The organism is Gimesia alba (assembly GCF_007744675.1).
Taxonomy (GTDB): domain Bacteria; phylum Planctomycetota; class Planctomycetia; order Planctomycetales; family Planctomycetaceae; genus Gimesia; species Gimesia alba.
In genome coordinates this window covers 5,463,555-5,486,489 of record NZ_CP036269.1, presented here as the reverse complement: position 1 = coordinate 5,486,489, position 22,935 = coordinate 5,463,555, and the positions used below count along the sequence as shown (strand labels likewise).

At 50.5% G+C, this 22,935-nt stretch carries 19 protein-coding genes; 9 read left to right on the top strand and 10 right to left on the bottom strand.

Features of this window, described 5'->3' with window-relative positions; translation table 11 throughout:
* Positions 1-346 precede the first annotated feature (346 nt).
* A complete protein-coding gene (locus Pan241w_RS20440; protein WP_198000049.1) occupies positions 347-2,491 on the top strand; it encodes a COG1361 family protein in 2,145 nt (714 codons plus the stop codon).
* A 201-nt stretch (positions 2,492-2,692) separates the two neighbouring features.
* Here Pan241w_RS20440 and Pan241w_RS20435 read toward each other — a convergent pair whose 3' ends face one another.
* Entirely contained in the window at positions 2,693-4,219 is a 1,527-nt protein-coding gene (locus Pan241w_RS20435; protein ID WP_145219404.1) for a trypsin-like peptidase domain-containing protein, read from the bottom strand.
* 273 nt (positions 4,220-4,492) lie between these two features.
* Positions 4,493-4,873, bottom strand: a complete 381-nt coding sequence (locus Pan241w_RS20430) for a TraR/DksA family transcriptional regulator (protein ID WP_145219402.1) — start codon at positions 4,871-4,873, stop codon at positions 4,493-4,495.
* A gap of 475 nt (positions 4,874-5,348) precedes the next feature.
* Here Pan241w_RS20430 and Pan241w_RS20425 point away from each other — a divergent pair, with 475 nt between their 5' ends.
* Positions 5,349-6,506 carry an LptF/LptG family permease gene (locus Pan241w_RS20425; RefSeq protein WP_145219400.1) on the top strand — a complete coding sequence of 386 codons (1,158 nt, stop codon included), beginning with the start codon at positions 5,349-5,351 and terminating at the stop codon, positions 6,504-6,506.
* Between the two features lie 22 nt (positions 6,507-6,528).
* On the opposite strand, the gene recG is transcribed toward Pan241w_RS20425, so the two are convergent.
* The 3 genes from recG to infA all read right to left on the bottom strand — a co-directional run bounded on the left by recG (position 6,529) and on the right by infA (position 9,480).
* The gene (gene recG, locus Pan241w_RS20420; protein WP_145219398.1) at positions 6,529-8,604 is read right to left on the bottom strand and encodes an ATP-dependent DNA helicase RecG; all 2,076 of its coding nucleotides are present in this window, start codon (positions 8,602-8,604) and stop codon (positions 6,529-6,531) included.
* 20 nt (positions 8,605-8,624) lie between these two features.
* Positions 8,625-9,119, bottom strand: coding sequence for a ribonuclease HI (rnhA, locus tag Pan241w_RS20415; protein ID WP_145219396.1), 495 nt, complete (start codon positions 9,117-9,119; stop codon positions 8,625-8,627).
* 142 nt (positions 9,120-9,261) lie between these two features.
* A complete protein-coding gene (gene infA / locus Pan241w_RS20410; RefSeq protein ID WP_002643979.1) occupies positions 9,262-9,480 on the bottom strand; it encodes a translation initiation factor IF-1 in 219 nt (72 codons plus the stop codon).
* 393 nt (positions 9,481-9,873) lie between these two features.
* Here infA and Pan241w_RS20405 point away from each other — a divergent pair, with 393 nt between their 5' ends.
* From Pan241w_RS20405 to Pan241w_RS20390, 4 genes are all read left to right on the top strand, one after another.
* Positions 9,874-10,044 carry a Flp family type IVb pilin gene (locus Pan241w_RS20405; protein ID WP_145219394.1) on the top strand — a complete coding sequence of 57 codons (171 nt, stop codon included), beginning with the start codon at positions 9,874-9,876 and terminating at the stop codon, positions 10,042-10,044.
* Between the two features lie 168 nt (positions 10,045-10,212).
* Complete coding sequence (folK, locus tag Pan241w_RS20400) at positions 10,213-10,953, top strand: 2-amino-4-hydroxy-6-hydroxymethyldihydropteridine diphosphokinase (RefSeq protein ID WP_145219392.1); 741 nt, start codon at positions 10,213-10,215, stop codon at positions 10,951-10,953.
* 135 nt (positions 10,954-11,088) lie between these two features.
* Complete coding sequence (locus tag Pan241w_RS20395; RefSeq protein WP_145219390.1) at positions 11,089-12,432, top strand: DUF1501 domain-containing protein; 1,344 nt, start codon at positions 11,089-11,091, stop codon at positions 12,430-12,432.
* Between the two features lie 585 nt (positions 12,433-13,017).
* Positions 13,018-13,686, top strand: a complete 669-nt coding sequence (locus tag Pan241w_RS20390) for a nitroreductase family protein (protein ID WP_145219388.1) — start codon at positions 13,018-13,020, stop codon at positions 13,684-13,686.
* Positions 13,687-13,802: 116 nt separating this feature from the next.
* Here Pan241w_RS20390 and Pan241w_RS20385 read toward each other — a convergent pair whose 3' ends face one another.
* A complete protein-coding gene (locus Pan241w_RS20385) occupies positions 13,803-15,176 on the bottom strand; it encodes a dipeptidase (RefSeq protein ID WP_145219386.1) in 1,374 nt (457 codons plus the stop codon).
* A gap of 123 nt (positions 15,177-15,299) precedes the next feature.
* Here Pan241w_RS20385 and lhgO point away from each other — a divergent pair, with 123 nt between their 5' ends.
* Entirely contained in the window at positions 15,300-16,499 is a 1,200-nt protein-coding gene (gene lhgO / locus Pan241w_RS20380) for an L-2-hydroxyglutarate oxidase (RefSeq protein ID WP_145219384.1), read from the top strand.
* A gap of 19 nt (positions 16,500-16,518) precedes the next feature.
* Positions 16,519-17,694 carry a glycosyltransferase gene (locus Pan241w_RS20375; protein ID WP_198000048.1) on the top strand — a complete coding sequence of 392 codons (1,176 nt, stop codon included), beginning with the start codon at positions 16,519-16,521 and terminating at the stop codon, positions 17,692-17,694.
* 97 nt (positions 17,695-17,791) lie between these two features.
* Here Pan241w_RS20375 and Pan241w_RS20370 read toward each other — a convergent pair whose 3' ends face one another.
* Positions 17,792-18,346 carry a hypothetical protein gene (locus Pan241w_RS20370; protein WP_145219380.1) on the bottom strand — a complete coding sequence of 185 codons (555 nt, stop codon included), beginning with the start codon at positions 18,344-18,346 and terminating at the stop codon, positions 17,792-17,794.
* A 196-nt stretch (positions 18,347-18,542) separates the two neighbouring features.
* Between Pan241w_RS20370 and Pan241w_RS20365 the strand changes: the two genes are divergently transcribed.
* Positions 18,543-19,646, top strand: coding sequence for a hypothetical protein (locus Pan241w_RS20365; protein ID WP_145219378.1), 1,104 nt, complete (start codon positions 18,543-18,545; stop codon positions 19,644-19,646).
* Positions 19,647-19,648: 2 nt separating this feature from the next.
* On the opposite strand, the gene Pan241w_RS20360 is transcribed toward Pan241w_RS20365, so the two are convergent.
* The 3 genes from Pan241w_RS20360 to Pan241w_RS20350 all read right to left on the bottom strand — a co-directional run bounded on the left by Pan241w_RS20360 (position 19,649) and on the right by Pan241w_RS20350 (position 22,358).
* A complete protein-coding gene (locus tag Pan241w_RS20360; RefSeq protein ID WP_145219376.1) occupies positions 19,649-20,215 on the bottom strand; it encodes a hypothetical protein in 567 nt (188 codons plus the stop codon).
* Positions 20,216-20,415: 200 nt separating this feature from the next.
* The gene (mug, locus tag Pan241w_RS20355; RefSeq protein ID WP_145219375.1) at positions 20,416-20,958 is read right to left on the bottom strand and encodes a G/U mismatch-specific DNA glycosylase; all 543 of its coding nucleotides are present in this window, start codon (positions 20,956-20,958) and stop codon (positions 20,416-20,418) included.
* Positions 20,959-20,990: 32 nt separating this feature from the next.
* Entirely contained in the window at positions 20,991-22,358 is a 1,368-nt protein-coding gene (locus Pan241w_RS20350; protein WP_145219373.1) for an aspartate aminotransferase family protein, read from the bottom strand.
* Positions 22,359-22,935: the final 577 nt, after the last annotated feature.

The window sequence follows — 22,935 nt, the reverse complement described above, 5'->3', positions numbered from 1 at the left end:
ATCACAGGGGGATGGCACGCATTGATTTTACGGTGACCGCTGATAAATCCAACTGCGTAATGCCATATATCATATAAGCTTGCGAAAAATATGCTGTTTCAGTCTCTGAAGAAGCCGGGAAATCGTCATAACCGGAAAATCTTATAATTTCGGTTTATTTTAAAAAATCAGCATATCTGGTTCAATTCCGGGAATCCTCACACCCGATAAAGAGAGATGGATAATAATAGCACACCGTTTTGAAATTTATTTGATCTCACCAGCTCTCACAATTCTCGTCATGTCAATCCAACACACAAATCAGTCCCTATCCAGCAGTAAATTCCAATCGGTAAGGAGAATCAAAATGCGACGCGGAAAAAAGATGCTCGCGATATTTTCAACTATGGTAATGAGTGCGAGTATCGCAACCGCCGATGATCGCATGTTTGAATCAAGGTCTCCCTTTGATTCCGCTCCTCCGTCAAAATCGACGAGGGAGTTCTACTCGGGGCAACCGGAGACGAAAGCTGTGCCTGAAAGTAATACAGGTCACATCACCATTTCACAGCCCCGGCAGAAAGCAGCTGTCTCACGTCAGGCAGCTCAGTATAAGCCAACTGGAAAAGCCAAGCTCTCACAGGTTCCGAATTACTATAAAGAACTGTTCGGGCAGGAACGGCCTTATCGTCGGCTGGACGCCAAAGCACAGACGCCAGCGACAAGCCAGTCTCCCTTTCAGCAGGTGGGCCATGCTGAGTCTGGCAACAGCAAGAAACAATATCGCTTTGAAGAGTTCACTTCTCAGCAGACTGGTAAGAACAACATTGTTCATGCCGAATTTCAAGAGGGCAATCGTCAATCTGCTCAAGGAAAAATTCAGCAGGTCAGTGCAGCTGGAAACAGCAAACAGCAATTTCGTTTGCCAACGGAGTTCAATCAACCGGCTCCCGCGTCCAATCCATCCAATGTAGTCGTTCCTCGGATTCCAGATCAAAAAACAGTCGAAAACAAACACCATTTGACTTTCGGGAATAAGAAACAGGAAAACAAAGCAACTCAGCCTACGGGAATTACGATTTCCTCTACGCCACGCAGCCGTCGCAGCAATGAACCGGCATTGAATACGAAGCCCGTCGGTGTTTCTTCTGAAGTTGTCAGCTCAAAGGTTTCTCACAAGTGGATTAAGAAGAGCGAAATCAACGTAGGCCAGGAATGTGAGTTTGAACTGGTCGTTCAAAATGAAGGGAAGCGGACTGTTAAAGATGTTTTAGTAGAAGCATACTTTCCTGTTTCTGTTCGACTGACCAATTCTGTTCCTCGTCCGGATTCAAGCCGCGATCACCTGGAATGGAAATTTGAGTCACTGAAAGCCGGTGAAACAAAATCAATTACGATTAGCATGATTCCCAGTCAGCGTGGTGCGATTTCAGCTTCTGCTAATGTTCGCTTTACCAACGTCTTAACGGAATCATTTACGGTAGCAGAACCACTGCTGCAAGTGGCCGTCAAAGGACCTACGAATGTGATGATCGGCGAGCCTGCTTCGCAGTCTGTGACGATCTCCAATCCAGGAACAGGAACATTACACAACGTTGTTCTTGAAGCAGAAATTCCTAAAGGACTGGAACATGTAACAGCCGAGTATCTGCAAATGCAGGTTGGATCACTCAATCCGGGTGAGACTCGTACCATTCGTCTGGCATTGGCTGCCGTCCTGGGCGGCGAACAGGTTGTCAATGTTCTGGCAAAAGCAGAAGGTGGTCTCCAGCAGGCGACTCAAGCACGTGTGAATGTGATTGCTCCTAAAGTACAGGTTGCCATCGATGGACCAGGACTGCGTTATAAAGGTCGCAGTGCTCAGTATGTCATCACAACTCTGAACGACGGAGCTGCTGCAACAAACAATGTCCGTGTCTTACACAAAATTCCAGCCGGGTTCGAATTTGTCAAAGCCGATCATGGCGGTCAGTTTAATCCGGAAGATTCCACCATCAGCTGGTTCCTGGGACGTATGGAGCCAGGTCAGGCTGCGAGTGTCAATCTGGAATTGAAGACCAAAACCATTGGTAACTATGTCCATCATGTTCGGGCCATCTCTGAGCACAACGTAAAATCAGATGCTCAGATTCAGACTCGGATTGAAGGCACAGCACAACTGGTTCTCGAAATCGCCGATCTGGATGACCCTGTCGAAATCGGTGCGGAAACCGGATACAAAGTCGTCGTTCAGAACGATGGTAGTAAGTCTGCTTCCAACGTCTCGGTTTCCTGTGAACTGCCTCCCGGGGTAGAATTGATCTCTGCAACCGGCCCTACTCAGCACATCGCTGAAAACGGCGTTGTCGTCTTCAAGTCACTGGGAGACCTGGCACCTGGAGATTCAGTGCAATACCAGGTCATCGTGCGGGGTACTCTCGAAGGAAACCATCGTTTCCGAGCACGTCTCGCCAGCGATTCCATCCGCGATCCACTGCTGTTTGAAGAGTTGACTCGTTTCTATCGAGACTAATCAAATCATTCAAATCAGTACAAAATACAAAACCAGGTCAGAATATTCTGACCTGGTTTTTTTCGTTGAAGCAGAACCCATTTGGGACAACGAACCTTGTTTCAGTTGTATGAACCGGGCGATTTTATCGGGTGAATCAGCCTCAACAGTGAGACCGATGATTGCAGAGCTGTAGGGAAGCAGAACTTTTACAGGCAGTTGTTATTGTTTCCTCTGCCAGATGACGAGCTGATGATGTGGCTTTCCCTGTTTGCCGTTGGAAACCTTGAGTACCAGATTCGTCCGCGTCTGATTCTGACTTAGTACCTGACGAAATTCACTCAGGTTATTCACGGGAGTCCCGGCTACTTCTTCGATGACATCGTACAGTTTGACAACGCCGTGAAGTGAACTCTGCTGGTCCACATTCATCACGAGTAATCCAGACTGGGATTTCTCAAATCCCAATTGATCAGCGAGTTCTTCATTCATCGCGTACAGTTGGAGTCCGGTAAGGATGTCCTGTTCTTGTGAATGCTTGACTCGCTGAAAGCTCATCGGTTCAGCCGGAGTTCTAAAACGCCTTGAAGACTGTTGAGATTCTTTTTGCTTCCGCTCCAGTTCATCGAGGATTTGTCGATTGGCCAGCTCTACCATGACATTCACTTTGCGACCATTGCGGAGCAAAACCACGCTGACTCTGTTATCGATGGCAGTCAGACTGACAAGATTAATCAAATGATTCTGGTCCAGAACATCAATCCCACCGAAGCTTAGAATGACATCATCATATTTCAGATTCGCACGTGAAGCCGGGGTATTGGAAATCACTTTCACTACCCGGGCACCTCGAACACGATCCATTTTTAAACGACCTGCTGTCGCAATGCTGAATTCCGGGTCGAGCTGTACACCCAGGTAAGCCCGATAGACCTGCCCGTATTTGACGAGCTGATTGAAGACATGTCGCACCAGCTTGCTGGGGATACTGAAGCCGATTCCATCATTACCACCACTATTGGAAGCGATGGCCGTGTTAATCCCGATGATCTTTCCTTCCAGATCGATCAGCGGTCCACCACTATTACCAGGATTGATCGCGGCGTCTGTCTGTAAAAAGTTTTGATTCAGAACTTCAGAGCCGCTACCCAATTGAAGTGACCGGCGTCCTTTGGCACTGATGATTCCCAGGGTCACCGATTCACTTAAACCAAAGGGACTTCCCATCGCCAATACCATGTGTCCAATATCGAGTTTGTCGCTGTCTCCCCAATCAGCGGGGGGCACGTCTGTGATGTTCAGTTTCAAGATCGCTAAATCGGTATCTTTATCTTCCCACTTGCGCTGCGGGTGAATGACACGACCATCATGTAACTGAATCGAAATCGACTTACCATTGGAATCGCGTACAACGTGCCGGTTGGTGACAATGTATAAACCAGGCGCACCTTCACCCCGCACAATTACGCCGGACCCGGTTTCTTCTACCGCGCCGCGGGGAGTCTGCCGCTCACATTGAATATGCACCACGCTCGGCGTTGCCAGTTTCGCAATTTTGGCCAGATGCTTGCTGCCTTCGTGCAGGGTCGAGTGCGAAAAGATCGTAGAATGAGGTTGCCGTGGGTTTGCCTGCGAAGGAACTTTGGCTTCCAGTTGCTTTGAATTCAGGGGAGACTCAAAGCAGGTATTCCATAGAGAAGCAGAAACAACAAGTGCAAGCACCAGCAAAAGCGAGTATCGGTTTTTCATATTGCAAATCTCTCAGCGTGACTCAGGACCCTTTTGCATTCCAGCTATTTCTAGCTACGGCAAAAAAAGGCAATCCTTCGCCAACTGCCGGACGATTTGATTATCTGAAATCAAGCAGAGTACGATTTCAGATAATACGCAAGGACACCAGACTGATTGCAGTGTGTCTCTCCAGAGATCGAATCAGGTATGAGGGAAAGTCATTTTGGGGAGAGATGAATAAACGCAATCAAGTCGCAGGTACCTTCTGACGCTTATTATCGGAGGGAGAGATTATTTTTCGAGATCTAAATCGTGAATTCTGACGTCTTGATCATTAAGACGTCCTTCGTACTCGTAGGCGTTTTCCCAATCGCTAGGAATATCATGACTGGTTAAGCCCATTGATTCGCGCTGTTGCGCACAACCGACACAATACATCGTGTAAGGAACCGCTTTCAGGCGTGCGATTGGTATACTTTTATTACAGCTTTCGCAATGGCCGTAGCGACCTTCCTGGATCAGCGAAATTGCGCGGCGGATCTGCATCAGTTCTTTGTATTCGATTTCAGCCAGATGAGATTCCAGTCCCTGACGTGTTTCACGCAGGGCAGCATCACCGCTGTCTTCCACCGTAGAACGACTCGCAGAAGATCCTTCTGAACTGTCACTCACCAACTTCTTGAGCTCATCTCGTCGATTTAACAGTTGCTTATGCAACCGGATTATTGCGTCTTTTCGGACCACGCCCTCTTCCCCTCATAAAAAGCATTTTCGGAAAGCAAATTCAAAAGTCGATTCTCACAAAACATAGCTTTTAAATAAGCTCAAGTTATCAGAAACATTTACGGTTTTTAAATCAAATGCCTCCGTGATTATTATTCAATACGCGAATTAAATGTCGAGAGTTGGAAACTTTTAAAATACAAAAAAGATGCACAAGTTCATATTAATCAACAACTTATGCTGGTTTATGAATTTACGATTATGCCCATTTTTGGCGAGACGCCACTCATTTAATTCAACTTTTACTGATGCGATCGCCGAATCGTATGTTCAGGAAAGGGATGCGAGCTTGTCTCGTTCCTGATATTGACCCATCTGTTTGATTCCGATGTAATACGCGCCCCTGTTTTTCAGCATCTTTTTTATGGGTTGGTTCATCAGCCTCAGACAGCGATTGGGAAACGTGTTTACTACCTTCGACCGTTATTTATTAAAACGCTACTTCCATGTCTTCATCATCGGGTTCATCGCAACCTACGGCCTTTACGTCGTTTTCGATGGATTTACAAATATTGATGGCTTTCAGGCCGGGATCAAAGATGACTCTTCCACCAGCCTGCTGATGATTATGCTGGAATACTATACATTTCAGTCCAGCATCTTCTTCGATATGGTCAGTCCCATTCTGACAGTGCTTTCCGGCGTGGTCGTGTTTTCGCTGATGGTCCGTCATGGAGAACTGAACCCGGTTCTTTCAGCTGGAATTCCCACATACCGCCTGGCGATTCCACTGGCTTTGGCAACGATTGTTGTCAATTGCTTTATTGTCGCAAATCAGGAACTCGTGATTCCGGCGATTGCAGACAAGGTTCAGGCAGAACGTGGCGATCTGGGAAATAGTTCTCAGTTTGTCGAACCGGTCTATGATTTCAGTACCAGGATTATGATCAATGGGCAGGAACTCTATCTCACCGAGAGGAAAATGTTGAACGCAGAGTTTGTTTTGTCCAAGCCCACAGTGCATGACTTCGTGACGGTCAAATGCACGGAAGCCTTTTATCAGCCTGAGAGTCCGGACAACCCCGGAGGCTGGTTACTCAAAGCTGCCAGTCCCAACTATGAAGATCTGGAAATTGCAGAGTTTGCCAAAGAGATGATCCTGCCTGGATCAAATCCCGATGATATTTTTATCGTGACAGATGTTGGCTGCGATCAATTGTGTAATCGGAATACCAGTTCTTTGATCTCAACAACCGACTTGATTGCCCGCATTAATAACCCCTCATTCAGTGATCTCTCGATTCGTAAACAGACCCTCGACTTGCATTCTCGATTAACCCGTCCCTTTATGAACTTGATCGCCGTCATGATGTCGATTCCGTTTGTGCTGCGGAAAGAGAGCCGGAGTCAGATATTGAATATCGCAGTCTGTGCCTGCGTTATGGGCAGTCTGTTTGCCATTTCACAATGTTTTTTTTATCTGGGAACAGCCAGAATGATCAGCCCCGATCAGGCCGCCTGGTTTCCTGTGATAACCTGTGGCGCAATGGCCGCCTGGTTTTCGAATCGTGTCTGGACCTGATACGACAAGGACAGCAAAGGTTTCACCCACTTTGTCCCAGGTCCATCAGTTGACCAAATCGATCCAGCACGCGGACTTTTAAAGGGGCAAACCGCGGTTGATCGAATTCCCCCTTTTCTACCAGACGCAGCGCCACTTCCCGTGTTTCCTGTAGAATTGCTTCATCACGTCTCAGGTCGGCCACGCGCAGAGGAAGTTCTCCATGCTGGCGGGTTCCAAAGATGTCCCCCGGACCTCGTGCCTGAAAATCCGCTTCGGCAATTTCGAACCCATCGGTCGTTTGTTCCATCACTGCCAGTCGTTTTAAAGCATCTTCACTTTCAGTATACGAAAACAGGAAACAATTGCCGCGATGCACGCCGCGTCCGACACGTCCCCGTAGCTGATGCAGTTGGGATAAACCAAATCGGTCAGCTTGCAGAATGACCATTAATGTTGCGTTCGGCACATCAACACCGACTTCCACAACCGTAGTCGAAACCAGTACCTGAATGGTGCCACGATGAAACTCATTCATGATCTGAGCGCGTTCCTCTCGATCCATCTGGCCGTGTACCAGACCAATCGAAGCAGAGGCCAGTTCGCTCTTCTGCAGCTTGCGATAGACTTCTTCCGCGCTGGAGCGACTGTTCTGCTCATCCTCTGAATCGATTCTCGGGCAAACAATATAAGCCTGCCGACCCGCAGCAATTTGTGCCCGCAAAAAATCCCACGCCTTTTTTCTCTGTGGCGTTGTGCTCACACGGCTGGTCATGACAGGCTGTCTTCCCGGAGGGAGTTCCGCGTTCACAGAAATATCCAGCTCCCCAAACTGCGTCAGACACAGGCTGCGGGGAATCGGCGTGGCAGTCATCACCAGCATGTGCGGCGTATTTTCGTCGCTGGTGAAATGCGCTCTCTGCATCACACCAAACTTATGTTGTTCGTCAATAATCACCAGCCCCAGGTCCTGATATTTCACGTCCTTCTGAACGACCGCTTGAGTTCCAATAATCAACTGCTGCTGCCCGCTGGCAATCTGCTCCAGTGTTGTTTTTCGTTCAGCAGCAGAAAGGCTGCCGCTCAGAATACATCGCTTTACCCGGCTGTGTTTCAAGATCGTATTAATCGTTTCCCAATGCTGCACCGCCAGCAATTCCGTGGGGGCCATCAGGACCGCCTGATAACCGCCGGCAATCATGGCCAGCATGGCATAAATCGCGATCGCCGTTTTACCGGCGCCGACATCCGCTTGCAGCATCCGATGCATCGCGCGTCCCGAAGCCAGATCCGCACTGATCTCTTTGACCACCTGATTCTGACCCTCGGTGAATTCATAAGGAAACAGCCGCCGAATCCGGGCATCGACTTTCGCAGTCACTTTCAAGAGCGGCGCATTATCCACGCACGTCCACAGCCGCCGTCGCATTGCCAGCCCCAGTTGAAATTCCAGCAGATCATCATAGATCACACGATGCACGCCAGCATGATATTCTTCCATTGTCTGTGGCTTATGCATCTGAGTCACTGCTTGCGAAAGTGGAATTAGCGAGTGTTCCTCTCGAAACGCTTCCGGCAGGTAATCCGGAATCAGCTGCGCAAATTCATCGACGGCAGCACGCACCAACCGCCGCATCTGATACATCTTGATGCCTTCGGTCAAACTGTACTTTGGCAGAATCAGGCCTTGCGGATCATCCAGGTCCTCTTCCAGCACCTGATATTGTGGATGCGACATTTCCCACTTGCCCGAGCGGCGTTTCGCCTTCCCTGAGAACATCAGGAACTGGCCTTGAAAGAAACGCTTGATCACCCAGGGTTGGTTGAACCAGGTCCCTTTCAGAAAACCGGTTCCGCAATCGAGCAGGATCGCGGTGATCGTACGACCCCGGGAAATCGTTCGGGCATCGAGGTCAACTACTTTACCGCAGACCGACGCGGGTTGGTCTTCTTCCAGTTCGTTAATCGGGCGGACATCAGTCAGGTCGAGTACGCTGCGTGGTAGATGCCACAAAACATCTTCCACAGTTTTAATCCCGATTTTCGCCAGGATTTCTGCGCGTTCCGGACCTACTCCATTAAGAAATTGAACCGGCGTTTCCAAAGGGGATTCGGTCATCGCATTCCAGAACCCTGGGTTTAGTAATCAGACTGATTCTGTAGTTTTAAAGCGTATTCGACAGCCAGTTCATCACAGCGCTCGTTTTCGGGATGGCCACTATGACCTTTAATCGTGGTGAATTTAACTTCGTGCTGCTCCAGCAACTCGTCCAGTTTCCGCCACAATTCTTCATTTTTGACGGGCTTCCAGCTTTTACCTTCCCGCCGGCGCCAGTTATTTTTTTTCCAGTTTGGCATCCATTCCCGAGAGCCTTTCGCCACATATACACTATCCGTAATGATCTCAACGTGCGAGCGGCGTTTTAAAAGCTCCAGTCCGGAAATGACTGCCTGCAGCTCCATTTGATTATTCGTCGTAAGTGACTCTCCACCGGAAAACTCTTTTTCCGTTCCGGTCGAGGGATGACGCAGAATCACACCCCAACCTCCGGGCCCCGGATTTCCCCGGCAGGCGCCATCAGTAAAGATTTGCACAAACGGAAGAGACTCCGGTTTCTCTGATTGATCGGGCATAGTTCTTCAGACGCAAATCTGACTTGGGATTAGTACCAACCGACGATGAGTTGAGATCGAACTGCAAGGGCAGGGAACGGCACTCATCTGATGATTCATCCTGCTGCTGGTTCGGGAAACGTGATGGGGAGTAAAGAAACGTCTATCTTTCCCGATAGACGATTCGTCCTCGGTTCAGGTCATAGGGTGATACTTCGACCACGACTTTGTCACCAGGAACGATACGAATGAAGTGCTTTCGCATTTTGCCTGCAACGTGAGCCAAAACCTGATGCCCGTTTTCCAGTTCTACTCGAAATTGAGTATTAGCCAGTGCTTCTGTCACTGTACCTTCGACTTCAATGGCCTCTTCTTTGGCCATAACAATGGTATCCTATCCAATAAAGTTCAAAAAATGGGAATAAGCGAAACAACTCGCATAAACCTAACTCCTGACTGTTCCTGACCAAACTGGGGTCTGCAGTGGGAGAGAGTTTGTAGTGCTTATTGTGACAGGGGACCGTCGAATATGCCAGTCTGAACAGACTCCCAACCGCCATTCCCTCTAATTCCCTCGGAAAATGTCGGTTTCTGATCCGCAAATTTAGAAATTTAGGACAACTTTTCCAGTTTTTCCAGTTCTCGGTAGCAAACGTGAGGTAAATTTCTTCATACGGAGCGGGATATTCTCATAGGAAGAGCTTACGTCCATTCACGACTCACATTTATCTAGACTGGCAATTTCAGACTGCCATTAGTCTAAAGGATTGTTGCAATGCAATTTCTAAAAAGATTGCTCATTGAAGAAGATGGTCCCACTGCAGTCGAATATGCTGTCATGCTGGCAGCCATTGTCATGGTCTGTATTGCCGCCATCGCCGCAGTCGGAACGAAGACGAACGCATTATTTGAAAATGCTACGACCGAATTGCAAAATCACGGTTAAGCTGCTTTATCTATCCGCCCTTTTGTTTATTCTCGTCCGACACACATCCTTCCCCCCGTTTCTCAATCCACGCCCTGTGGAATTGCACTTCTCCACCGATTGACTAAACTGCAATCACGCAATGACACGAGAACGAAACACGCTTTTCTTCAGTCTCACGGAACGGCTATGCCTGACTGCTATATCGCTTTGGGGGGAAATCAGGGAAATGTCCGGGAGACATTCTCGCTGGCGCTGGAGCGACTGAACCGGCATCCAGAGATCACCCTGATCAACACCAGCCAATGGGTCGAAACTGCTCCTGTCGGCAGTCAGACCGACGCCACATTTCTCAACGGCGCTGCTCGACTTTCAACCAGTCTTGCTCCCGAAGCACTGCTGGCAGAATTTCAAGCCGTCGAAACAGAACTGGGCCGCGTTCGCGAAGTTCGCTGGAGTGCCCGCACGCTCGATCTGGATTTGCTGCTGTACGATCAGCTCGTTTTCGAATCAGCCGGCTTACTCATTCCGCATCCGGCGTTCTGGTACCGCCGTTTTGTGCTCGATCCGTTAACCGAGATCGCCCCCGATCTATTGCATCCGCTGAAAAAAGTCACAATCAAACAACTCCGGGATCGTCTGCTGAAACGCCCGTTTATATTCTCGATCGCAGGCTTGTCATCAGGCAAAGCGGAAGCGCTCATGGAAGCAGTCCAGCCCCGATTTCCCGATGTCCTGTTTACCTGTTGGGAATTAACCGAAAACATGCCCCAGGCAGAGGAACCCGCACTAATTGCCTGGTTAGGCACTCCTGATTCGGCGACAAACTGGGATTCGCTCCCTGTTTTGCCGCGTCTGGATCTTTCTAAAGGGGACGATATGACTGAACAAATTGTTCATACCTTGCAATCTGCGCTGGATTTCCAATAAAAAACGTCTATACTATAATATTACGGTTCGCCGATATTTGAATTAAGGGCTGTTCAGATTCCCACAGAAGGACCGATTCTGCCAGTCTCGCCCACCATCCTCCTCCCACCATTATGAATTTGGAGACCTGACACGATGTTGAATATCCTGGGTTCTCAAAAAAGTAAGTTCTGTGATCAGATTACACGCAGGAACTTTCTTTCCATTGGTGGTCTCGCATTAGGTGGCATGTCGCTCCCTCAAATTCTGCAGGCAGAATCTGCAACACCCCAGCGGAAGAACCACAAAGGTATCATCATGATCTTCCTGCCGGGAGGTCCGTCCCATCAGGATATGTGGGATATTAAAGTGGATGCCCCCAGCGAAATCCGTGGTGAATTCAACGCGATCCAAACCAATGTTTCCGGCATCGAAATCGGCGATCAGTTTCCACGCATGGCACAAATGGCTGACAAGTTTGCCTTTATTCGTTCCATGGTCGGTTCTGATGGAAGACACGACGCCTTTCAATGTCTCACCGGACAACGTTTTCGAAATCAGCCTCTCGGAGGATGGCCCAGCTTAGGCTCGGTTCTTTCAAAGAAGTACGGCGCCGTTGATCCTTCTATTCCCCCGTTCCTCGGACTTTCTCCCAAGATGGGACATATGGAATGGGCTCGTGCGGGAGACCCCGGATTTCTGGGTCTGGCGCATGCACCGTTTCGACCGAACGGTGAAGGTATGGCTGACATGACACTCAATGGGATTTCTCTCGATCGGCTTGATGACCGCAAAAAAGTACTCCGCTCGCTCGATCAATTCCGCAGTCAAGTTGATGCTTCCGGCATGATGGAAGGTCTTGACTCATTCACTCAACAGGCGTTTGGAATTCTGACCTCCAGCAAACTCGCTGATGCGCTCGATCTTTCTAAAGAAGATCAGGCCCTCCGCGACCGTTATGGCCGAGGTACTAAACAGCTCCGCGCCGATGGTGGACCAAAACTCCTTGACGATTTCCTCACAGCCCGCCGTCTGATAGAAGCCGGTGCCCGCTGTGTGACCCTCGCCTTCAGTCGCTGGGACTGGCACGGCGGAAACTTCAAACGCGGCCGCGAAGACATGCCGATGCTCGATCAGGGAGTCACTGCCCTCGTTGAAGACTTGGAACATCGCGGCATGCTCGACGATGTTACCGTTGTCGTCTGGGGTGAATTTGGCCGGACTCCCAAAATCAACGCCAATGCCGGCCGCGATCACTGGCCCCGTGTTTCCACCGCTTTACTCGCAGGGGGCGGCATGAAAACCGGGCAGGTCATCGGTTCCACCAACCGCCTGGGCGAATATGCGGAAGACCGTCCGGTGCACTTCCAGGAAGTCTTTGCGACTCTGTATCACAATCTGGGCATCGACGTCGAAACCACCACTCTTACCGACCTGCAGGGACGCCCCCGTTATCTGGTTGACAATAACCAGTACAAAGTCATGCCCGAACTCGTCTAGGCAACCCGGTTTTTCAGATCTATGAAGGGTGGCACTGTTGGCTTGCCCAACAGTGAGTGGAAAGACGCTCGATCCACAGAAATTGTAGGGGGAGACCCATGTGTCTCCCCGTGTGATTGACGTGATAATTAGTAGACTGTTTGAACCGTAATTTCGGTCCCATCGTTTGAGACAACTTCTATCAAACCCTGCCAGGCGAGCGGACACATGGATCTGCTCCTACATCACATCTTCCCCCTCGGCTCATTGATTCCTAACAGCGAATCGAAATCGTCACGCTGTACTTTTCGATCAAATGTTTGTCAAATACATTTTCCATCCACAATGATCATCTATTTGAAATAACAAACGCCCGCATTGCCTAGGTAGTGTTTATTTAAAAGTTTTGAGCGTGATTTTGTGGCCTGTAGAGTTATCAATGTAAAAATTTACTGTGGCCGATAGTGTGCTGTTGCTCTTGTTTTGAGGACTATGACCGCAGAGAAGACCCATTAGCCGCAGGGCGTTAGCCCCGGTTAGCCGTCTTTGGTAAGGCTAGTTTGAATTAATAAACGCTACCTAGAGAAGAGATTTGAAGGACCAACGATGCCCGATCCATCAATACCCGAGACTGTCGAAGCCATTATACGAGCACGTAAGACGGAAAAAGTGCTCTGTGATATTGAGGCACACCGGCCTGTTCCCGCTGACGTGGCGGAACGCAATCGAGAAATCGTGCTTCAGGCGATTAAGACCGCGGGCTGGGCTCCCTTTCATTATCCGCGAAAAGTCGATGGAATTGCGGAACCCTGGCGAGCCCATGTTTTGTGGCATGAAGAAGCACAGCAGGCTGCGATTTACCTGCGCGATGAATTAGGTGTCACCTCGAAAGGGCCCCGCTTGGCAGCCGCTTGCAGTGCGCTGGTATTGGTAACCTGGTTACCAGAGTTTTATGACCTGGAAGCACAGAACGCATCCAAAAGCGACCGTGAAACACAACGCGCACGTGACGAAGAGCATCTGGCTGCTGCTTCCGCCATGGTCCAGAATTTGTTACTCATGCTGACCGCCCACGGTATGGGAAATTACTGGTCTAGTGGTGGGAAGCTGGGAGGCCCCGAGATGTTCAATTATCTGGGCATTCCCAAGCAGGAGCGATTGCTGGCAGCCGTCTTCATTGAGTACCCGGAAATGATGGATGATTCCAAAGATCGCAAACCGGGCAGTCTGCGAAACGAGCGGAGTGATCAGTGGATTCGCGAAGTCACCCTTTGAGATCAACCCAATAATACCTATTCACTTTTTCGTTTCATAATCCTCATCCAATTTCTACTCACAAAAATTATTTATCCATGAATCATTCACGTTCGTGAATTTCGTAGTATTAAAAATCAGACTTGGATTTCAGCCAGTTCCTGCCAGAGCAGGGCACTGGCCAGGGTTCCCTGTCGAAAGGCTTCCAGTGAAAACCGTTCATTCGGGCTGTGCAGGTTATCGGTGTTTTGTCCCCAGCCCAGCAGCAGTGTTTCCACGCCAACGAGTTTCTGGAACGTCTCCACAACGGGAATCGAGCCCCCTTCGCGGATCATCACCGGAGCCGCACCAAAGGCCTGCTCAATCGCCGACCGGGCGGCACTCATATAGGGACTGTGGAAATCAAATACCAGTGCACGGCAACCATGGAAGTCGATAAACTCCATCGTCAACCCCGGCGGAAGTTGTTCCCGTAAAAACTGCTCCAGCGCTTTGGTTAACGCGACCGGATCCTGATCGGGCACCAGACGGCAAGTGATCTTTACGCGGGCTTGTGCCGGCACAATCGTCTTGGGGCCTTCCCCGGTATATCCGGAAATCATCCCGTTCACATCGCACGTCGGCCGCGCCCAGCGACGTTCCAGTGTCGAGAAGCCGGCCTCTCCGGCGACCGCATTCACGCCCAGAGCGTTCATGAATTTCGCTTCATCAAACGGTAGCGCGGCGAACTGGTCCCGTTCTTCCTGTGTGAGTTCAATCACGCCATCATAAAAGCCGGGAATCTGCACCCGTCCCTGATCATCGTGCAGCGCCGCGACCATCTTCGCCAGACCGTTGCCCGGGTTCGTCACCGCACCACCAAACACGCCGCTATGAAGATCCTGGCTGGGACCATTGACGATCACTTCACACGCCAGAATGCCACGCAAGCCGTAGGTAATCGCCGGAATGCCTGGTGCATACTGGCTGGTGTCACTGATGACCGCGATGTCACTGGCAACCAGATCGTGATTTTCTTCCAGGAAGCGGTCGAGGTTATTACTGCCGACTTCTTCTTCACCTTCTATGACAAAAACCACGTTCACCGGCAGTTCCCCGTGGGTTTTCATCCACGCTTCCACCGATTTGATGTGTGTATACATCTGCCCTTTGTCGTCAGTCGCACCCCGGGCATAAATGTGTCCGTCGCGAATATCCGGTTCAAAAGGGGGCGTTGTCCATTGATCCAGCGGATCGGGGGGCTGCACATCGTAGTGACCATAAACCAGCACTGTTGGTTTGCCGGCCGCTTTTTTCCAGGCGCCATAGACAATCGGATGACCGTCAGTTTCCACCAGCCGGCTTTCCAGCCCCGCGGCTTCCATCTGTTTCAAGACAAACTCAGCGCCTTGTCTGGTTTCCGACTTCAATGTCGAATCGGCACTCACGCTGGGGATTTTTAAAAAGTCTACCAGTTCACTGACAAACCGATCCTGATGTTCTTCTAAATAATTGCGAACTTGCTCAACCATTGTTTTCCTGTAACCTTGATCCTGCTAAGTTATGGTATCACTGAAGGTGAGAGAGACTCTGCGAATGATGTCATGTTGTTTGAGTATATGAACCTGCGGACCATTTGAGTATAGAAGTCATCCATGAAAACAGTAGATGTCGCAATAATTGGCGGGGGAATCGTTGGTCTGGCTACCGGCTGGCAAATTACCCAGCGGTTTCCCCATAAATCCATTTTACTTCTCGAAAAAGAAACGCAGGTCGCCCAGCACCAGACCGGTCACAATTCCGGCGTACTGCATTCGGGCATCTACTATAAACCGGGTTCGTTAAGAGCCACCAACTGCCGCGAAGGCAAACTTGCCATGGAAGCTTTCTGCGATGCGGAAGAAATTCCCTGGGATCAATGCGGCAAAGTGATTGTAGCTGTTGATGAACGCGAATTTTCGGTGCTCGACACGATCTTCTCACGTGGCCAGCAAAACGGCGTTACCTGCGAAATGATCGACGAAGCCCGGCTCAAAGAACTGGAACCACACGTCGCTGGCATTCGCGGCATCCACGTTCCGGTAACCGGTATCGTCGATTTCAAACAGGTCGCCGTCCGCCTTGCCGAACGCATCCAGGAAAAAGAGAACCAGATTCTGACTGGCGCCGAAGTCATTGGCATTCAGCATCACAGCGATCACATCACGATTCAGACGAAGCAGGGGGAGTATGCTGCGAAACAGGTCATCAACTGCACCGGCCTGTTCAGTGACCGCGTCGCACGTATGGGTGGTTCGCATCCAGCGTCTAAAATCGTTCCCTTTCGAGGCGAATTTTTCAAACTGAAACCGGAAGCAGAACATCTCTGCCGTGCGTTGATCTATCCCGTGCCCAACCCCGAGTTCCCGTTCCTTGGCGTCCATTTTACAAAGGTGATTCATGGCGGCGTGGAATGCGGACCCAATGCGGTCTGGGCTTTTGCCCGCGAAGGGTATTCGAATTACCATATCAATCTCCGGGATATGTTTGAATCCGCCACCTATCCCGGCTTCCTGAAGATGGCGTTCAAATACTGGAGAACCGGCCTCAAAGAGATGTGGCGTTCTGTCAGCAAACCGGCATTCGTCAAGCAACTGCAACGCCTGATCCCGGAAATCAAATCCGAAGATCTCGAGCCCGCCCCTGCTGGAGTTCGCGCCCAGGCGCTGGGACCAGACGGGAATATTATAGACGATTTTCTAATCGATGAATCAGACCGCATCATCAACGTGTTGAATGCCCCTTCACCCGCGGCCACGTCGTCGCTCCGCATTGGTTCGATGGTCACCGACCTGCTGGCACCCCGGTTCGAATAACCAAAGGAATTTCAATTACATGCAGGCATTGATCATCACCTGTTGGGGGTATGCGACGGTCGTTTTCTGGATCGTCCTCCTTGCTCCGTCGCTGGTGATGATGATCCGCAAACAGATTTCCCGTTGTGTAGCGCACACAGAGATTCCCGCGGAATGGCCGTTGGTCTCGGTGATCGTTCCCGCCAAAGACGAAGCCGAGACGATTGAAGTCACACTCAATTCCTTGCTCGCTTCCGATTATCCCCGCCTGGAAATTATCGCCGTCAACGATCGTTCCGCCGACGAGACCGGCCCGATCATGGAACGTGTCGCCGCGGAAGCAGCTCAGGATGAAAAGGCCTCGATGCAGGTGATTCACATTGAAGAGTTGCCGTCCGACTGGATGGGAAAATCCCACGCCATGCATCAGGCAGCGCAGTGCGCGAACGGAGAACTACTGCTGTTTACCGACGGCGACATTATTTTTACTCCGCACGCCATCTCCAGCGCCGTCCGTATATTTCTGCACAAGCAGCTCGATCATCTCTGCCTGCTGCCGCAGCTCGCACGCGGCGGCTTGATTGAAATGGCGTTCATCACATTCTTTGGGTTTCTGCTCACCGGCGGCACTTTTCTCTGGCTGGTGCCCACGCGCTGGACCTTAGGCTATATCGGCATTGGTGCATTTAATCTCGTGCGGACGTCCGTGTATCAAGCGGTCGGCGGCTTTGAAACGATCAAACTGGATGTGCTCGACGATATCAAACTCGGAAAGTTGATCAAGTACCATCATTATCGGCAGGATTTTTATCTGGGCATTGAAGAGCTCAAAGTCCGCTGGCAGCCTTCCGCCTGGGGCGTGATCACCGGCGTCGAAAAAAATTCCTTCGCTTCGTTTCACTATTCGATCATTCGTGTCACGCTGGCAACACTGGCCTTCATTCTGTTCTTTCTGGCACCCTTTATCGTACCCTTTCTGTTTCCGCTCCCGCAGACCATCGGCTTTCTCATTTCCGTCGTGTTGTTACATCTTTGTTACGCCGCCATCGCCGTATTATTTTCCTCCGGCCTCCGCGTGACCCCGTTCCTGTTCTTCGCCTCATTAGCGCTCGCTTTCGCCATCTGGCGTTCGGCCTGGATCACCCTCAAAAACGGCGGCGTCCGCTGGCGCGATACCATTTACCCGCTCGATGTGCTCAAGAAAAATCTATATTAAGGGCTGGACTACACCTTGAGGGATCGTGGGGACAGCCCGCAATATGGATGTGGTTTGCGTAACAATGTACAAAGTTGATTCCAATACCATTCCAAGTTTACCGTGAAGAATCAAAGGCCTCTTTCGTTTGGACGAAGTAATCTGCTTTAGGCTGGGCCAATCTCAAGGCCTCGCAGGCTTTCAAAGCTTCCTCCTCGGACGAGGCTTCATAAATGTAATAAGGACCGCTCTCTTCATCAGTTGACATGGCATAGTGCGTACCTGTTTTCTCGTAGTGGCATCTGCTTTCGATCAATCCAAAGCGGGCATCCAGGAACGAGACCAGAGGCGCTATTTTGGTGATGACTTTCCAGTCCTCAGTAAATGAGTCATCATTGGGAAAATGCGTTTCCATTTCGATCAGATGAGGGGAATGGGAATACTGCTTGCAGGATGAGACCGTCAATACAAATCCCTGATTGTCACAAATACAGTACCATTCCAGATTATGGAACGGGTAGGCCAGTGGCTCGCCTGTTGTGTCAGGTGGCAACGGCATTTTTTCAGCCAGAGCATCTGCAGGATAAATCAGGTAAACTTCCTGCCTGATTCCATTGGAGATCCGTTTTCGATTCAGCCGATCAAGAAAATCTTCTCTGGTGACCCATTCCATAGTATATTGAACCCCAACCTTAAGTTGAATTTCCTCATTTCAATAATCTATACCTCAAGATACATTGCTCTCATCATAGCAAATCAAATCTGTTATACTCAAATCAGCATCTATTTTAGACTCGCGAGTACCACTGTCGGCTGGTCCGACAGTGCTGCCAGTGAAAACGTTCCTTTCATCAACAGCGCAACAAATCATGAAACATTTTCTCTGCTTCTGTCTTCTGCTCACATTCATAATCACAGAAAACCAGAATCTGCAGGCCCAGTTGACCGTTCCAAAATCATCGGCTCCAAAGGGAGCGCCGATTAAAACCACGGTCTCGGTCACGCTGCTCACAGAAACCACCAGCTCAGCCCTGTATGCCCAACAGTGGGGGCGCATCTTTCGTGATCTGAATATCTCCGTGCGTACCCGGCGGGCCGTGCTCGATGATAAACCCAAAATCAAAGAAGATCTGCGAGGCACCCTGCGCGAAGTTCGTTTGACGGGCACACTCGACCGTAACGGCGAGATTCATTTTCCTGGACACAAGTTTTCCCGTAGCGAACTGGCAAGACTCAAAGAGTGGATCAACGAACTCAAAACTTTCGGTGCACAAGGATCACCCGAAAGCAAACCACTGTGGGGTCTCTCACAAGAACAGTTCAAAACCGTCTTCACGGAACTCTCTCAGCCTTCCCCCGCTAATGTGCAGGGACTGACGTTGAAAGCCGCCATCAGTAAACTTGACTTTCCCAAAGCACTGCCGGTGCGGTTTGATGTCGATGCGCAGAAACGGATCGCAGGCGATGCCGGTAACCAAACCATCTCAGCCGATCTGGGTAAGCTCGCGAAAGGAACCGTGCTGGCGATTGCCCTCAAACAGTATGGGCTCGCCTTTCATCCCCTGCGTACACCGTCCGGCTCATTGGAGCTGCTCGTTACTCCGTGGGAGTCAACCACACAGCCCTGGCCTATCGGCTGGGACTTGAAAGAATCCCGCCAGAAGACGGCCCCGCGCTATTTCGATTTGATCCCGGTCGAACTGTCGAATGTTCCTTTGAGAGACGTATTGATGGCGGCGTCTAAGGCATCAGGCATTCCGATGATTGTCGATGAATACGAGGCCACCAAAAAGCAGGTTGATCTCGACAAGATCAATGTGAGCGTTTCCAAAAAACGCACGACCTGGGGCATTCTGATAAAGAACGCTATCGGGCGGGACGGACTCACTCGCAAACTGGTCATCGATGAACGCGGACAACCCTTCATCTGGATCACCGTCTTTAAGCCGCGTGTCGGTCCGCCAGCTCGGTAACTTCAAGGAATGAGCGGTTCGGCATCAGCAGCCGGCGGTGCTGGGGGCGGCGGAATGATTTCCACCGAAAACCGGGCATTCTTGCGGATCTGTTTCTGTTGAACGTGCGGCTTTAATTTCACCGAAGGTGGTGCAACGCTCATTCCTTTGTTCGGATTCACCGCAGGCTTCGACTCCATTTGTATCTTTGAATTCGATTTCATTTCCGGCATCGGTTCCATCGTCGGTTGCAGAGAGCCCTCTGTCGCACTCACATTCATGATACCCTGATAGGTTGCTGCTTCTGACGCAGGATTATTCCCCACCAGATCAGGTCGGACGTACTTTAAATTCCGTCCGGGGGTGACACCGTATTGCCAGTGAAAATAAGCAACCTGTTTTGCCTTGTAAGGAAAGTGGAACTGCTTCTCAAAGAAGATGGCCGGTGCTCTCAGCGTGTTGTAATCCACCCAGAAACTGGCCAGATTATAACGCTCCCGGCGTTGGATGCATCCCTGCTGACTGAGCATCAGAGCGCAGACCAGCAGCAGCATGCTTCGATGCCAGCGAGAGACGGGTTTTTGTTTCATGGAACAACCTGCACGGGCAGTAGATGAGAATCACACGTGATTCAACCAGAATTGCCGACAATCATTGCGCAGCTTCTCTGACCGGATATAGACTTTCATCGACGAGACAAATCGGTTGGATTCAATCAATTCCCGACGAATGGAAATTTCACGCGGGAAATAAATCTTGTGTCGTAAAACAGGTAAGATGGGGTGAGTTGTTAGCGCCACATTTGTGCAAAGATTTTCCCCAGAGCGGGGATCTGATAGTGGGCATTCAGGCCGCTGGGATTGGGCAGTACCCAGACTTCCGCCTCGCCAAGCTTCCGTTCCTGCAAACCGATCTGTGCCTGGTTCTCCTGAAACGCTTTCCGGTAGGAAGTGATTCCAAGAAACACGACCTTTTGCGGCTGAAACTGGATCACCTTTTCCGTGAGGATTTCGGCTCCTTCATAGAGCTCTTTTTTCGAAAGTTCATCTGCCCGTTTGGAAGCACGGCTGACAATATTCGTCAGACCGCCACCCCGCTTGAGCAGTTTATAATCCTCGAACGGCGAATAAAGTCGTTCGGTAATTTTGCCCCGATACATGGCGGGCCAAAAACGATTGCCGGGACGTGCAAAGTGATGCCCCACCGCCGCCGAATACAGGCCCGGATTGGTTCCGACAAACAGTGCCTTCAATCCGGTTTCAATCAGATCCGGAAGTTGTTTGTGAATGGCCTGTTCCAGATCTTCCGCCGTTGGCTTCCAGATTTCTTCCACGCGTTTCAGACTCCCGTTTCCCTCACTCTACTTCAGTCGATGAAGCCGTCATTCCGTAGCGCGTCAATGGCACCTTCGAAGGCTTTGACAGTGAAGTCAATGTCTTCATCAGTGTGTGCTGAAGTCAACATCGCGCCCCAGCCAAACCAGTCAACGCCATTCAGCAGCAGAGCACAACGGAATGCGTGCCCCAGTTGGGCGTCATGCTTGCGGTCCAGTCGATCAAAGTCATTGTTGTACGGCACGAATGAATCATCGGTGGGTCGCGGCCCGTCGTAGCCGGGGAAGACTTTGATGATCGAAAATTGACCGTAGACTACCCAGTTCACATTCTTGCGAGTGAGGACTTCGTTCATGCCCTTTCGCAATTTGGCAGCACTCTCATTCGCTTTCCGGCAGGGCTCACCCGTGGCGACCTGTTTCAAAACCGCGATCCCTGCCGCTGCGGAAAGGGGATTCGCATTGTAGGTTCCCGGATGTTTCATCTTCTGACCAAAGGGATTGTCAAAGGCAATCGCCTGCATCAGATCGGCACGCCCCGCCAGACAGCCGCCAGGCAGACCGCCGGCGACAATTTTCGCTAGTGAGGTCAAGTCAGGCACGATCCCACAGACTTCCTGCATGCCTCCGGGCGCGACACGGAAACCGCTGATGACTTCATCCATAATCATCAGCACGCCTTTGTCCGCGGTCAGCTTGCGCAGCCCCTGCAGGAATCCGTCTTCGAGAGGTACCACACCCCAGCGACTGCCGGTCGCTTCGATAATAATACAAGCCGGATCATGTTCGGCGATCGTGCTTTCCACCAGGTCCAGATCATTGGGGCGAATGATAACGAGTTCATCAGACACCCCGTTGGTGACGCCGGGCATGGCGTAGGTTTTGTCGTCATGCGGCGGTTCGGATGCCTGGGTCAGCAGATCGTGCCAGCCGTGAAAGTGGCCCGCGAACTTGACCACTTTGGTTTTGCCGGTCGCGATCCTAGCCACACGCAGTGCCATCATGGTGGCTTCGGTACCACTGCTGGTAAACCGCAGCATTTCACAGGAGGGAACCAGTTGACGCACCAGATCGCCCCATTCGAGTTCCATTTCGTGACAGGCACCGAAGTGTGTTCCCCTCGCGACCTGATCCTGCACTGCTTTGACCATGTCGGGATGGCTGTGCCCCAGAATCAGTGCCCCGTGACCACTCCAGTAGTCGATAATGTCGTTGCCGTCGACGTCATACTTATGAGCATCCAGCGCACGATCCACATAAATGGGGAACGGTTTCATGTAACGTCCGTCGTGAGTCACCCCACTCGGGAACAGTTCGCACGCTTTTTTATAATCCTGAGCTGACGTCGGAAATTTTGCGTAAAAATCGGCCTCAATCTTTTGTCCCACTGCCTGACTCATGGCGTTGTGCTCTCAAAAACAAGGTTGAAAGTATTCAGAAGCATTTCCCTCGTTGGAGCCCTCAATTAACTGGTCACCATTGCGAGTGGCACTGTTGGCTTGTCCAACAGTGAATGCATCCTGGTCGCAAATCTGTTTACTTTAAAAAAGTAACAAATCCGTGTCCCTCAATTTATATCGAAACCAGGAGCAAATATCAAAGTGATCAGAACACAAAAAGTAGGGGGAGACCCATGTGTCTCCCCGCGGGGTTGACGTGTTTGCTGGAAACCGTTCGAGAGCTTTTGCGGTTCCTTTGCGCGAGTGATCTTTTATAGAACGTCGCCAGGCGGGCGGACACGTAGGTCCGCACCCTACGATTCCAATTCGCTGATGACAACAAACGCTCGTGTTTTTGCTACCACGAAAATCACGAAACCACACGAAATGTATCTAAAGTGGGTGGCACCGTTGGCTTGTCCAACGGTGAATGTGAAAGGTTTCTGTTACTCTAAAAGATAACAAATATGGGGCGAAAAAAATTCTGGCCTCATAGTTTAATACAGGGCTTTTTACGAGCCGATGATCGCAGCACGGC